Genomic DNA, 12694 nt, shown 5'->3' on the forward strand with positions numbered 1-12694 from the left:
GCCGGATGGTGCGGTCGCGATAGAGTGAATCGGTCATGAGCCACAAGCTCGTCCCCGACGGCAATGGAGCCAGCGTGCACACCACACCCAGCATGTCCGCAGACACTGAGACGATGAACACCGACGTGACCATAGAGACAACCGGCACAGCCATACCTGCCACTGGCGACCTGGGCGCCGACATCCCAGCGGCCACCCCGGGCTTCCGCATCGAGCGTGACTCGCTCGGTCGCGTCGAGGTTCCCGCCGACGCCTACTGGGGCGTGCACACCAAGCGGGCGCTGGAGAACTTTCCCATCGCCAAACGCCCGATTTCGGTGTACCCGGACTTCGTGGTGGCGCTGGCATCGGTGAAGCAGGCCTGCGCCCGCGCGAACGCCGAGGTCGGAGCGCTGAGCCAGGAACGGGCCGACTGGATCGACGCCGCCTGCCAGGAGATCATCGAGGGCAGACACCACGACCAGTTCGTCGTCGGCGTCATGCAGGGCGGCGCCGGAACCTCCACCAACATGAACGCCAACGAGGTCATCTGCAACCTCGCCCTGGAAAACGCGGGCTACGGTCGCGGCCGCTACGACATCCTCAGCCCGATCGACCACGTCAACCGCAGCCAGTCCACCAACGACACCTACCCCACCGCGATCAAGATCGCCCTGGCCTTCTTCCTCAAGCACCTGCTGCGCGAGCTGAAGGCGTTGCAGGGCTCCTTCTCGGTCAAGGCCGACGAGTTCGAGCAGATCCTCAAGGTGGGCCGCACCCAGATGCAGGATGCCGTGCCGATGACCCTCGGCCAGGAATTCCACGGTTTCGCCACCACCCTCGGCGAAGACTACGACAGGCTCACCGAGACGATCTGGTTGCTCGCCGAGGTCAACCTGGGCGCCACCGCGATCGGCACCGGCATCACCGCCGATCCCGGCTACGCGGCCGCGGCCATCCGCCACCTCAACAGGATCACCGGGCTCAACCTCGAGGCGGCGCCCGACCTGATCGAGTCGACCAGCGACGCCGGCAGTTTCATGTCGTTCAGCGGCAACCTCAAACGCAGCGCCATCAAGCTTTCCAAGATCTGCAACGACCTGCGCCTGCTGTCCTCCGGCCCGCAGGCCGGATTCGGCGAAATCAACCTGCCGCCCCGCCAGGCCGGCTCGAGCATCATGCCCGGCAAGGTCAACCCGGTCATTCCCGAGGTCGTGAACCAGGTGGCGTTCGCCGTCGCCGGGGCGGATGTGACGGTGACGATGGCCGCGGAAGGCGGGCAACTGCAGCTCAACGCTTTCGAGCCCGTCATCGCGCACTACCTGTTTCAGAGCCTGACCTGGATGACCCAGGCCATGTGGACCCTGCGGGTGAACTGCATCGACGGCATCACGGCCAACGAAGACCGGCTCGCGGCCATGGTCGGCTCGAGCGTGGGCGTGATCACCGCGCTGATCCCGCACATCGGCTATGCGGCCGCCGCCGCGCTCGCGCAGACGGCGCTGCTCACCGGGCGCAATGTGGCCGACCTGGTGGTGGAGGCGAACCTGATGACGAGGGAAGATGTCATGCGCGAGCTCGAACCGGCCCGGTTGTCCGGCATGCTTCCGGACACCGGCACCTCCTCCATCCCCATCATCGAATAGTCCGGTCTGCCCGCCGGCCGGGCTGGGCCCCGCACAGGCGGGAACCCGGCGCTACTCTGGTGCCGTGTCACTGCGTACGAGGCAGCCCAGCCGCCGGTACGGGCCGATCGAACACGATCGGCCCGCGATGCTCGACGCCGCCCTGCCCGACGTCGACTGGACGGTGCTGCCGCCGGACACCGAGAGCTATGGATTCCCGGCGCCGAGCGGCCGGCTCGCTGCCATCGCCCTGGGGCGGCGCGGCGACCCGCGGGTGGTGCTCGTGCCAGGGGCGACGGGGTCGAAGGAGGACTTCGTGCTGCTGGCACCGCTCCTCGCCGACGCCGGCTACCGGGTGGAGAGCTTCGACCTGGCCGGCCAGTACGAGTCCGCGTCTGCCGGACCCGGGCCAGGCCGACGCCTTGATTTCGACCTCTTCGTGGCCGACCTCGTGGCCGTGCTGGAGTCGGGGGAGGCCCCGGTGCACGTGCTCGGCTACTCGTTCGCCGGCCTGGTCGCCGAGCTGACCCTGGCCAGCCGGCCGGAGCTGTTCGCCTCCCTGGTGTTACTCACCACGCCGCCGGGCCGGGGACAGACCTTCCGCGGCGTGCGCTGGCTCGGGCCGATCAGCGGTCTGGTACCCGCGCGCAGCATCGCGTCGCTGATGGTGTGGGGCATCGTCACCAACCGCAACCACACCCGACCTGGCCGGCTCGCCCTGGCGCGGATGCGATTCGGCTACACCCGGCGGAGCAGCCTGGACGAGATCATCGCTCTGATGAAGCACACCCCCGATGTGCGCCGCGCTCTGGCCGGCAGCCCGGTGCCCAAGCTCATCGCCGTGGGCGATCACGACCTGTGGCGGGTACGGCTGCACCGCAGGTTCGCCCGCCGCATCGGCGCTGACCTGCGGATCTATCCGACCGGGCACAGTCCGTGCGAGACCACCCCGCACCAGCTGGCCCGCGACATGCTCGCTCTCTACGCGCGCGGCCGGTGACGGCAGCACGGCAGCGCAGCATCCGGGCGCGGGTTGCTGCAGATTGCCCCTTCAGCGCTCGCGAAGGGGGCTTCTGCCGCGACTCGCGGAGCGGTGGCGGATGCGCCACGGTGAGTAGTCCGGCCAGCCGGAGAACAGCGTGCGACCGGCCCAGGCCACCCGGCGTCCGAGACCGGCCGGAGTCTGGAACGGGCGGGCGGAAATACCCACCCGCAGGGACCTGTCGAGAGTGACGGGTTCGTCCGGGCCCAGGTGCATGCTGAAGTCGAGGTCGTCGTGCACATCATTGCGGGTGCGGCGCACCCGCTCGCGGTTCGCGGCCCAGACCTGCCGGCGCATCGCGAAATTCGATCCGAACAGCGGCGGATGGCCGAGCCAGAACCCCATCCAGCGGAAGTAACCGCCGATATACAACCGATCACCCAGCCAGGCCGTCACCTGGCCACAGTTGTAGAAGTCGCCGGGGCCGGTGTACACAGTGGTGCCCGGTTCGGCCGTGAACCTCGCCTCGATCCGCTCCAGCCAGTCCACCGGCGGCACGGAGTCGGAGTCGAGCCGCGCGATCACGTCGCCGGTGGCCGCGTCATACCCCGCCGACGTGGCGGGCCAGATGCCCCGCAACGGCTCGGTGACCAGGCGCACGCGAGCGGCGACAGCGATGGCCGCCGTCGCATCCGTGCTCGCATTGTCGACCACGATGATCTCGTCGGCGGGCCGGCGCTGCTGGGAGAGCGCGCGCAGGCAGGTGCGCAGAAAATCGGCGTCGTTGTAGACCGGTATGACCACCGAGATGGTGAGGACATTCGCGGTGCCGGGCACGCTGGGCATCCCAGGTCAGATCTCACGGCAATGGGTTGTGAGCAGTCCGATCTTGTCGATCGAGACGGTGACGGTGGACCCGTCCTTGAGGAACACCTGCGGTTTGCGGCTGTAGCCGGCGCCGCCCGGGCTGCCCGTGGAGATCAGCGTGCCGGGCATCAGGGTGGAGGTCAGCGACAGGTAGGAGATGATCTCGGCGACGGTGCGCACCATGTCGCCGCTCGACGCGTCCTGCAGGATGCGCCCGTCGACATGGGTGGTCAGCCACAGGTTCTGCGGGTCGGTGATCTCCTCGGCGGTGACCACCAGCGGGCCCGTCGGTGTGAAGCCGTCGAACGACTTGCACCTGGACCACTGCGCCTCGGAGAACTGCAGGTCGCGGGCGGTGATGTCGTTCACGACCGTGTAACCGAAGACGTAGTCGAGGGCGTTGCGCACCGACACGTTGCGGGCCGGTCGGCCGATGATCACACCGAGCTCAGCCTCGTAGTCCACCTGGCTGGTCAGGTCGCTCGGCCAGGTGATGATCGACTCGTGCCCGGTCAGCGAATTCGGCCACAACGAGAACACCGTGGTGGCGGTCTCGCTGCGCAGCTTGAGCTCGGACGAATGGGCGGCGTAGTTGGCGCCGATGGCGATGATCTGCGGGGGGCGCAGGACCGCAGAGGAGTGCCGCAGGTCGTCGATCGGGGTGAGGCTGGCCCCGTGGGTCAACGCGTTCGCGGTGAGGGCCCGCACCCTGTCGAATTCGGGAGCGCCCTTCTCGATGAGGTCCTGAAGATCGCGCGGGGCGTCGTCGATCACCTCGTCGAGGAAGAGCGCTGCGTCGTCCACCACGAGGGCGAGACGGGGGACGGACTGGCCTTCGACTCTGAGATGCGCAAACTTCACTTCTTCAGCGTAACCGGCCAGAACCGTTCTTGTCGGGAACCGTCGGCGCGGCCGGTCGCCCGCCGCCGGCCGCCCGCCAGAGGTGCATGCCCGCGTAGCTGCGCCACGGCGCCCACCAGGCGCCGCGCGCGGCGAGGTCCCTGGCCGTGGCCGGCAGGCCCAGGGCGTCGGCGCCCTGGCGCAGGGCGAGGTCGCTGGTGAGCAGGATGTCTGGACTGCCCAGAACCCGCATGGCCACGTAGCCGGCGGTCCACGGTCCGATTCCCGGCATGGCGATGAGCCGGGCTTCCAGGTCGGCGCGGGCTTCCCCCACGTCGAGCGCGAGCTCGCCGACCGCCAGCGCCTCGGCGACGCGGACGATCGAGTCGATGCGGGCGGCCGGGCCACGCAGCACCTCCCGGCCGTGTTCGGCGATGCGGGCGGCGGTGGGGAAGAGCAGGTGCGGCTCGGCGTCGGCGGTGTTCCGGTCATGGTGTCCCGGCACCGGCTCGCCCAGGGCGGCGCTGAGCCGGCCGAGTGCAGTGCGGGCGGACGCCACCGACACCTGTTGGCCGAGCAGCGCCCTGAACAGGGTCTCCTCGGGGTCGAGACTGCCCGGCACCCGGATGCCGGGAGTCCGGCGCACAGACCCGGCCAGCGCCGGGTCGTCGGCCAGGGCCCGGTCGATGGCCTGGGCATCCGCGTCGAGGTCGAACAGGCGGCGCACCCGGCTGACGAGAGGTGCGAGGTCGGCGAGGCTACTCACCCGCACCGTGCAGGCCACAGCCGGCGCGTCGACGGTACCCGCCAGTGCCAGGTGCAGGTGCGCCCAACCGTGCGGGAGCCGCAGGGTGCGTTCGTACCCCGCGGGGGTGGAGCGTTCGACGCCGGCGACGGCTCGCACGCCCAGGAAAGCGAGTAGGCCGGACCCGTCGAACGGCGCCCGGGCGGGCAGGACGAGGCTGATTCTCGAGCCGGCCCCGTCGCCGACGGCGCCGGCTCCCAGGGCGTCGTGGGCCGGGCCTGGCCGTGCTGTCGACGACCGGGAACCGGCCCGCAGTGCCGAGGGGGTGCGCTCGTAGACGGCGGTGATGGTGTCGTTGAATTGCCGAACGCTGCCGAAACCGGCGGCGAACGCCACGTCGGTGACCGGCAGGTCGGTGCTCGTGAGCAGCACCCTGGCGGTCTGCGCGCGGTGAGCGCGGGCCAGGGCGAGGGGGCCGGCTCCCACCTCGGCGACGAGCACCCTGGTGAGGTGACGGGGGGTGTAACCGAGCCGCTGCGCCAGACCGGGCACGCCCTCACGTTCGACGGTGCCGTCGCCGATCAGGCGCATCGCCCTGGCGGCCAGGTCGTCCCGCACGTTCCAGGCCGGCGAGCCCGGCACGGCGTCGGGCAGGCACCGCTTGCAGGCCCGCAGACCCGCTTCGTGCGCCGCGGCGGCGGTGAGGAAGAACGACACATTGCCGGGCTTGGGAGTCACGGCCGGGCAGCTCGGCCGGCAGTAGATGCCGGTGGAGTGCACACCGGTGATGAACTGCCCGTCGAAGCGGGCGTCCCGCGACGACATGGCGCGGTAGCGTTCGGCGAAGACCGGGTCGTCGACGTTGCCCCGGGCCGAAACGCCGGCCGAAACGCCGGCCGAGACGCCGGCCGAGGTGGGGCGGGGTCCGGGCGCGCGGGCACCGGCCTGGTCGGGGGAGGAGGTCGCGGTGGTCACCCCTCCAGACTGGCACGGTCGCCTTCAGTGCGGTAGCGGGAATCGGACACCGCCCCCGCCGTGATGGAGGCGGGAAAACACGCTTCGAACCGGTGTGATCCCCGTAAACTGGCGGGCATGACCCTCGACCCGACCGGCCGACCTCTCGCCGTGCCCACGCAGGCCACCCCCATCGAGACGCCGGTGTGGACCACGCCGGTGCGGCGCACGAACTCGAGCACTGTGGTGTGGGCCAGCATCGGGATCGCGGTGGCGGCGCTCGCGCTGATGCTGGTGCTCGTGTACCTGTCGACGTTCCTCGGTGCGGGCGCCCTCCTGGTCTGCCTGCTGCTCGCGCTGGTGCCGCTCACCCTGGTGATTCTGGCGGTGCGTTGGATCGACCGGTGGGAGCCCGAACCCCGGCCGGCCCTCTGGTTCGCCTTCCTGTGGGGTGCCGGCGTTTCGATCGTGACGGCACTGGTGTTCGACCTCGGTGTGCAGATCGTCGTCGCGACCAGCGGTGTGGCCCGACCAGCGGGAGACTTCACGGCCGCCGTCATCCAGGCGCCGCTCGTGGAGGAGACCGCGAAGGGCTTCGGGATCCTGCTGCTGTTCTGGGTGATCCGCGGTCAGTTCAACGGTCCGATCGACGGCGTCGTCTACGCCGCCGTGATCGCGGCAGGTTTCGCGTTCTCGGAGAACATCCAGTACTTCGGTGTGGCGATGCTCGACGGCGGAATCGCCGATCTCGGGGTGACCTTCCTGTTGCGCGGTGTGATCTCCCCGTTCGCGCACGTTTTGTTCACAGCCTGCACCGGCCTGGCCATCGGCTTGGCCGCCCGGCGGGCGCACGGATCGAGTTACCTCGGTACGGTGTTGGTCGGCCTCGCTGCGGCCGTCGTGCTGCACGCTGTGTGGAACGGCGCTTTCTTCTTCTTCACCGACGACGCGTCGCTGGTGGGTTACTACTTCCTCGTGCAGGTGCCGCTGTTCATCGGCGCGATCCTGGCAGTGGTGATGCTGCGACGCACCGAGGAGAAGCTCACGGTGCAACGCCTCGGCGACTACGCGGCGGTCGGCTGGTTCACCCCGGCCGAGGTGGCCATGCTGGCCACTCCCCGGGGCAGGCGCCAGGCGCGCGCCTGGGCGCACGGGCAACCGTCGGCGCGCCGTCTGGCCATGAACCGCTTCATCATCGATGCCACCCGGCTGGCTTCGGTGCGACAGCGTCTGGTCAGCGCCGAGCTGCATCCGTCCAAGCGCGCCGCGTCAGCCCGGCCCGGCGCGACCCCCGACCAGGTCGAGGAGGCCCGGCTGCTGGGCCTGCTGATGAGCGATCGCGCCCAGGTCATCGGCTGAAACGCATCGGCCGGCCGCGCCCGGCCATCCGGGAACGAGAAAACTCGTCGTCCGGTGGTGTGGCACTGCCGACAACTCTCCCGGGCGACGAGTTTTGTGAAATAAGAATGCACCCCAGGGCGGCGTTCGCGCAAGGGGGAATTTCTCGGTGTGCGTCCGGACCCGGAATCCGATTGGATGGACTCATGACTGATTTGAATTCCAAGCCCGAACTCGACTTCCCGGAGGGCCCCGCGCCCGAACAGCTCGACATCGTCGACATCGTGGTGGGTGACGGTGCTGAAGCCACCGCCGGCGCCACCGTCGACGTGCACTACCTCGGTGTCGAATACGACACCGGCGAAGAGTTCGACTCCTCGTGGAACCGCGGCCAGTCGATCAACTTCCCGCTTGGCTCCCTCATCGCCGGTTGGCAGCAGGGCATCCCCGGCATGAAGGTCGGCGGCCGCCGCAAGCTCACCGTGCCCGCACACCTGGCCTACGGCCCGGCCGGAAGCGGCCACCGTCTGTCGGGCAAGACCCTGATCTTCGTGATCGACCTGCTCGGCGTCAGCTAAGGAGCTGGATCCGCACCTGCTTCATTCGGCAGGGCTGGCCCCGGAGAACACCGACGGCGCTCCGGGGCCTTTTCGCCTGATGGGCGGGTGTGAGTGCAGCAGTGGCCCTCGCGTTCTGCGGTGCGGCCACCGATAATGGGGCATGATCACAATCGACTGTGCCCGTGCGTTGCAGCAGGCCGGATTGTCCTGGCGTCCGGTCTCCGGCGACGCGTTCCGGATCGAACGGCCCGGTTTCGATTCCGAGGTTTTCACCGTCAGCGAGATGACCATCGAGGCTCACGAGTTCGATACCGGCACCATCCTCGGTTTCAACGGCACGACGGAGTGGGCGCTGGACTCGCTCGCCCTCGAGGACGCCCTGTGGCTGCCGCGCGAGGATCAGCTGCGCGCCCTGCTCCGCGGCACCTTCCGCTCGCTGCACCGGCTCGGTGACGAGCGCTACCGGGTGAGCGTGCACCTGCGCGGCGTGGACGAGGTTTTCGAGGCGGCCACCCCGGCGGATGCCTATGGAACTGCGGTGCTGATGCTCATCGGGCTCTCCGGAGAGGGCACCGTGACCCCGGCCGCGGCGAGCGACTAGCCGACGCGGCCACCTGCTTTCGTCCCGCTAGTACCGTTCAGGCTCCGGTTCCAGGGCGAACCGGCGCCCGCTCAGCTCGGTGGGCGTGATCTCGACCCAGATGTACTTGAGGGTGGGAACCAGCGGCCGCAGCGGGAGCGCGTTGGCGGCATCGATCTCGGCCTGGGTGTCCAGGATTCTGGCGATGCCCTTCACAACGACACTCCAGGCGTCGGCTCGGCCGATGTCATCGGTCTCCAGCACCACCTTGTTGTTCACGGTGAGGGCCAGCAGCTTGGTGCCCTCAGCGGTGCGGAACAGCAGCTTGTTGTCGGCCGCGACGAAGTTGAGTGGGAAGATCTCGATGTCATCCGCCACGGCGGCCGCGAGACGGCCGAAGCTCGACGAGAGCAGCAACTCCCAGCACTCGTCCTCGCTGAGAATGCGCACCGGATCAGGGTCGTTGATGTCCATACCTCATAGTCCCACTTTGCGGTCCGCTCGGCGAGTACCGCCGGTCAGCCGGCGGCGTGTTGCCCTAACGGATGTTCACGGCCTTCTTGCCCCACAGTCGGGTCGTGGCCAGCTCGGCTCCGGCGACGAGCGAGTCCAGCTTCGCCCAGGCGATCTGCGGATGGATTCGGCCGCCCAGGCCGCAGTCGGTGGATGCGACCACGTTGTCCCGGCCGACGGCACCGGCGTACCGTTCGATCCGGTCGGCGACGAGTTCGGGGTGCTCCACCACATTCGTGGCGTGGCCGATGACGCCGGGAACTATGCTCTTGCCCTCTGGCAGGGTCACGTCTTCCCAGATTCGCCACTCGTGTTCGTGGCGGGCATTGGCGCCCTCGAAGGAATACGAGCCGGCGTTGATGTCGAGCATGGTGTCGACCAGGTAGCGGAACTCCAGGTCGGTGGTGTGCGGTCCGTGCCAGCTTCCCCAACAGAGGTGGAACCGGATCTGTTCCTCCGGCAGTCCGCGGAGGGCGTGGTTGAGCGCTTCGACCCGGATACGCGTGAATGCGAGGTAGTCCTCGACACTCGGCGCCGGGTTGATCTGGTCCCAGTTCTCGGCGATGGAGGGGTCGTCGATCTGCAGGATCAGGCCGGCGTCGATCACGGCGCGGTATTCCTCGCGCAGGGCGTCGGCCATCGCCCAGACGAATTCTTCCTCGGTGGCGTAGAACTCGTTGCCGATGCGCGACGCACTGCCGGGGGACAGCGCCGTGATGAAACCCTGCTCCAGACCGGCCGCGGCCAGACCGGTCTTCAGGTTCGCGATGTCGTGCGCGATCGCATCCTGGCCCGTGTAGGTGACCGGGCCGGTGGCGGTGGGGAAGGCCGGGGCACGATCGCCGACGGAGATGCCGCTCTTCGGGTCGCCGTAGGCATCCGCGAACAGGGTCCAGTCCCGCCGGTCGGGGAACGTGGTCAGCCGCACGTGGCCGGGGCTGGATCGCACCGGGGCGCCGGCGAACGGACCGCCGGGAACGAGTTCCAGGCCGCTGAGCCGCTGGAAGGAGTACGACCACCAGGCGCCGTAGTCGACGGCGCTGGACATGGCCTTGCCGAATTCGCCATCGCCGGGGAGGGTGAGGCCCACGTCGGCCTGACGCTGCACCAGATCGACGACGGCGCCCTCGAGTAGCGGTAGGAAGCCGTCCGGGCTGTCGAGCGTCAGCCCTCCAGCGGCAGCGTCCTGGCGGGCGTCGTTGGCCGCGAGCAACGCGTCGGTGCGGGGGAGGCTGCCGGCATGGGTGGTGGGAATCTGCTTCGCGGAGGTCATCCCGTCAGTATCCCAAGCACGGCGTCGTCCACGCCGGTTTGTTACGCGGCTTTGCTGGCCGCCGGGTCTACCGTTCGCTGGCGGCCCTGACCCTGTCGATCAGGTCTTTCCAGGCGCCGTGCACCTGGGGTTCGGCGAGCACCACCTCGTGCGGTGCGCACCGGATGCGGTACACGTAGCGGTCGGGCGCCGGCGCGGTGTCCTCGGCCTCGTCCCAGGGCAGCCCTTCGAGGAACTGCATCCACGCCGCCGCATCCGGTTGCTCGTCGACCTGCAGGTCCCAGGTGACCCGGAGCCCGGCGAGCCCTCCGCTACGTGAGACGACGACCTTCATGGCCCCATGCTACGTCCGGCTGCTTACCGATCGGGGAGGTTGGCGTGATCGGCGGTTGCTTCCCAGCGAACGCCGGACGGTGCCCGCCAGGTCAGGAGGCCGCCTGCAGCGGATCGAACCCCAGGCCCACCCCGTCCCACCCGGCCAGAACGGCGTCGTGCTCGGTGGAGCCAGCACCGTAGCGGATGGCCGCGACCGTCGCCGTTGCCGCGGCGAATGACGCGAAGTCGGCGTTCGCCCGGAGGTTTCCCCCGGTGAGCGTGTCGTACCAGATCTGCCCGGGGGCCTCCCAGGCGTTGCCGCCCACGGCCTCGGCGACCAGGTAGAAGGCCCGGTTCGGGATACCGGAGTTGAGGTGCACTCCGCCGTAATCGTCTTCGGTCTCGATGTAGCCGTCCATCGACGCCGGCTGTGGGTCTGTGCCGAGCACGTCGTCGTCGTAGGCGGTGCCCGGAGCCTTCATCGACCGCAGCGCCTGGCCCTGCACCTGGTCGGTGAAGAGCCCTTCGCCGATCAACCAGCTCGCCGCCTGGGTGTTCTGGCCCGCGGCGTACTGTTCGACGAGAGCCCCGAACACATCCGACACCGATTCGTTGAGCGCCCCCGATTGGCCCTGGTAGGCGAGGTTTGCGCTGTACTGGGTGACCCCGTGGGTGAGCTCGTGCGCGATCACGCTCAGCGACACCGTGAACCTGTTGAAGACCTCGCCGTCGCCGTCGCCGAACACCATGCGCTCGCCGTCCCAGAACGCGTTGTCGTAGTCGCGCCCGTAGTGCACGGTCGCGTCCAGCGGCAGGCCGCGACCGTCGATGGAGTCACGCTGGTACTGGCTCCAGTACAGCCCGTGGGTGTCGCCGAGCCCCGTGTAGGCCTCGTTGACGGCCACGTCGGCGACCGGCGGTTGGCCCTCGGTGCGCACCACCCGGCCGGGCAGCGTCTGCAGGTGACCGGCATCGCTGATGGTGCGGGTGGTGACACCGGGCACGGCCCGGGCGGGCGGTGTGGGCAGGGCGCTCGTGCGGCGGTCGCCGAAGCGCAGGCTGCGGATGGGGTCGTCAACGCGCAGGGACCGTCTGGCGGCCTCGGCCGCCGCCTCGAAGCGTGGGTCCTCGACCGCGGCCAGGCGCTCGAGGAGGTAGGGCGGCACGACGCCGCAGCGGACGGGATGGGTGGCACGGCCGTGCGAGTGGCCGGGGAAGGGGACGGGGCTCTGGGTCTGGTCTGTGCCTGTCATGCGGTGAGTCTGCCAGCACCGTCCGACATCCGCATCCCTGATCGCACGGCCGGGGCCGGTGCCCGGGATCACATCGCCGACCAGCCGCCGTCCGACGCCAGCACGATGCCGGTCACGTTCGCCGAATCCGTGCTGGCCAGCCAGGTGATGGCGGCGGCCAGCTGCTCGGAGGTGGCCACGGGCGGCAGCACGTGCTGGAACACCGGGCCGAGCACCGAACCGGCCAGGGGCGAGAGCATCGGAGCCTCGATATTGGTCTGCACCCCGCCGGGCGCCACGGCGTTGCAGCGGATGCCCTGGCCCGAATACATGACCGAGGTGTTGCGGGTCAGTCCGATCACGGCGTGTTTGGAGGCCGTGTACGCGACCCCGGCGGCCCCGCCGCGGAGCCCAGCCTCCGACGTGACGTTGACGATCGACCCGCCGCGGCCGGCCAGCATCACCGGCAGGGCGCCGCGGATCAGACGCATCATCCCGGTCACGTTGATGCCGAACACCCGCTCCCAGGTGGCATCGTCGACCTCGGCGGCCGGCAGGAAGCCATCCATGACCCCCGCGACGTTGGCGACCACGTCGATGCGGCCGTTCGCCGCGGCGACCAGCCGGGTGGTGGTGTCCTCGTGGCTGATATCGCCGTCCACGGTGACGATGTCCAGGTCGGCGTACTGGTCGACGAGTTCCTGCAACCGGGCGGGAATCACGTCACCGGCAATGACCCTGGCGCCCTCCTGGGCCAGTCGCACGGCGCTCGCCTTCCCGATCCCGGAGCCCGCTCCGGTGACGATGGCGGTCTGGCCGGCGAATCGGCCCGGGGTCACGGCTGTGCTCATCGGATGCTCCTTTGCAGTCCTCGGCTTCGGTCGGGTACGG

Annotated in this window: 13 protein-coding genes; 5 read left to right on the top strand and 8 right to left on the bottom strand. The window is 69.4% G+C overall.

The features are described from left to right. Positions 1-35 precede the first annotated feature (35 nt). Positions 36-1625, top strand: coding sequence for an aspartate ammonia-lyase (locus ACEN2M_RS11470; RefSeq protein WP_441648254.1), 1590 nt, complete (start codon positions 36-38; stop codon positions 1623-1625). A 64-nt stretch (positions 1626-1689) separates the two neighbouring features. Then, positions 1690-2604, top strand: a complete 915-nt coding sequence (locus ACEN2M_RS11475) for an alpha/beta fold hydrolase (protein WP_441648255.1) — start codon at positions 1690-1692, stop codon at positions 2602-2604. Positions 2605-2655: 51 nt separating this feature from the next. Here ACEN2M_RS11475 and ACEN2M_RS11480 read toward each other — a convergent pair whose 3' ends face one another. The 3 genes from ACEN2M_RS11480 to ACEN2M_RS11490 are packed head-to-tail and all read right to left on the bottom strand — an operon-like array spanning position 2656 to position 6013. Beyond that, on the bottom strand, positions 2656-3423 hold the full coding sequence (locus tag ACEN2M_RS11480; RefSeq protein WP_441648256.1) for a glycosyltransferase family 2 protein: 768 nt from the start codon (positions 3421-3423) through the stop codon (positions 2656-2658). A 15-nt stretch (positions 3424-3438) separates the two neighbouring features. Further along, complete coding sequence (locus tag ACEN2M_RS11485; protein ID WP_441648257.1) at positions 3439-4314, bottom strand: fumarylacetoacetate hydrolase family protein; 876 nt, start codon at positions 4312-4314, stop codon at positions 3439-3441. Positions 4315-4318: 4 nt separating this feature from the next. Further along, positions 4319-6013 carry a DNA-3-methyladenine glycosylase 2 family protein gene (locus tag ACEN2M_RS11490; RefSeq protein ID WP_441648258.1) on the bottom strand — a complete coding sequence of 565 codons (1695 nt, stop codon included), beginning with the start codon at positions 6011-6013 and terminating at the stop codon, positions 4319-4321. Between the two features lie 117 nt (positions 6014-6130). Between ACEN2M_RS11490 and ACEN2M_RS11495 the strand changes: the two genes are divergently transcribed. The 3 genes from ACEN2M_RS11495 (at position 6131) to ACEN2M_RS11505 (ending at position 8491) form a co-directional block, all read left to right on the top strand. Beyond that, a complete protein-coding gene (locus ACEN2M_RS11495; protein WP_441648259.1) occupies positions 6131-7351 on the top strand; it encodes a PrsW family intramembrane metalloprotease in 1221 nt (406 codons plus the stop codon). A gap of 185 nt (positions 7352-7536) precedes the next feature. After that, entirely contained in the window at positions 7537-7908 is a 372-nt protein-coding gene (locus ACEN2M_RS11500; protein ID WP_441648260.1) for an FKBP-type peptidyl-prolyl cis-trans isomerase, read from the top strand. 142 nt (positions 7909-8050) lie between these two features. Continuing rightward, complete coding sequence (locus tag ACEN2M_RS11505; protein WP_441648261.1) at positions 8051-8491, top strand: hypothetical protein; 441 nt, start codon at positions 8051-8053, stop codon at positions 8489-8491. Between the two features lie 27 nt (positions 8492-8518). On the opposite strand, the gene ACEN2M_RS11510 is transcribed toward ACEN2M_RS11505, so the two are convergent. The 5 genes from ACEN2M_RS11510 to ACEN2M_RS11530 all read right to left on the bottom strand — a co-directional run bounded on the left by ACEN2M_RS11510 (position 8519) and on the right by ACEN2M_RS11530 (position 12654). After that, complete coding sequence (locus ACEN2M_RS11510) at positions 8519-8944, bottom strand: pyridoxamine 5'-phosphate oxidase family protein (RefSeq protein WP_441648262.1); 426 nt, start codon at positions 8942-8944, stop codon at positions 8519-8521. Between the two features lie 64 nt (positions 8945-9008). Beyond that, a complete protein-coding gene (locus ACEN2M_RS11515) occupies positions 9009-10256 on the bottom strand; it encodes a cobalamin-independent methionine synthase II family protein (RefSeq protein WP_441648263.1) in 1248 nt (415 codons plus the stop codon). Between the two features lie 67 nt (positions 10257-10323). Next, positions 10324-10590, bottom strand: a complete 267-nt coding sequence (locus tag ACEN2M_RS11520; protein WP_441648264.1) for a protealysin inhibitor emfourin — start codon at positions 10588-10590, stop codon at positions 10324-10326. Positions 10591-10681: 91 nt separating this feature from the next. Continuing rightward, the gene (locus ACEN2M_RS11525; RefSeq protein WP_441648265.1) at positions 10682-11824 is read right to left on the bottom strand and encodes a M4 family metallopeptidase; all 1143 of its coding nucleotides are present in this window, start codon (positions 11822-11824) and stop codon (positions 10682-10684) included. A gap of 68 nt (positions 11825-11892) precedes the next feature. Next, on the bottom strand, positions 11893-12654 hold the full coding sequence (locus tag ACEN2M_RS11530) for an SDR family NAD(P)-dependent oxidoreductase (protein ID WP_441648266.1): 762 nt from the start codon (positions 12652-12654) through the stop codon (positions 11893-11895). Between the last annotated feature and the right edge of the window lie 40 nt (positions 12655-12694).

Source organism: Cryobacterium sp. W22_MBD10_FK3, assembly GCF_052113745.1.
Classification (GTDB): domain Bacteria; phylum Actinomycetota; class Actinomycetes; order Actinomycetales; family Microbacteriaceae; genus Cryobacterium.

Bases quoted from the DNA above. Each gene is read 5' to 3' on its own strand.
- ACEN2M_RS11470 (WP_441648254.1), top strand. From the start codon at position 36: ATGAGCCACAAGCTCGTCCCCGACGGCAATGGAGCCAGCGTGCACACC.
- ACEN2M_RS11495 (WP_441648259.1), top strand. From the start codon at position 6,131: ATGACCCTCGACCCGACCGGCCGACCTCTCGCCGTGCCCACGCAGGCC.
- ACEN2M_RS11500 (WP_441648260.1), top strand. From the start codon at position 7,537: ATGACTGATTTGAATTCCAAGCCCGAACTCGACTTCCCGGAGGGCCCC.
- ACEN2M_RS11505 (WP_441648261.1), top strand. From the start codon at position 8,051: ATGATCACAATCGACTGTGCCCGTGCGTTGCAGCAGGCCGGATTGTCC.
- ACEN2M_RS11510 (WP_441648262.1), bottom strand. From the start codon at position 8,944: ATGGACATCAACGACCCTGATCCGGTGCGCATTCTCAGCGAGGACGAG.
- ACEN2M_RS11515 (WP_441648263.1), bottom strand. From the start codon at position 10,256: ATGACCTCCGCGAAGCAGATTCCCACCACCCATGCCGGCAGCCTCCCC.
- ACEN2M_RS11520 (WP_441648264.1), bottom strand. From the start codon at position 10,590: ATGAAGGTCGTCGTCTCACGTAGCGGAGGGCTCGCCGGGCTCCGGGTC.
- ACEN2M_RS11525 (WP_441648265.1), bottom strand. From the start codon at position 11,824: ATGACAGGCACAGACCAGACCCAGAGCCCCGTCCCCTTCCCCGGCCAC.
- ACEN2M_RS11530 (WP_441648266.1), bottom strand. From the start codon at position 12,654: ATGAGCACAGCCGTGACCCCGGGCCGATTCGCCGGCCAGACCGCCATC.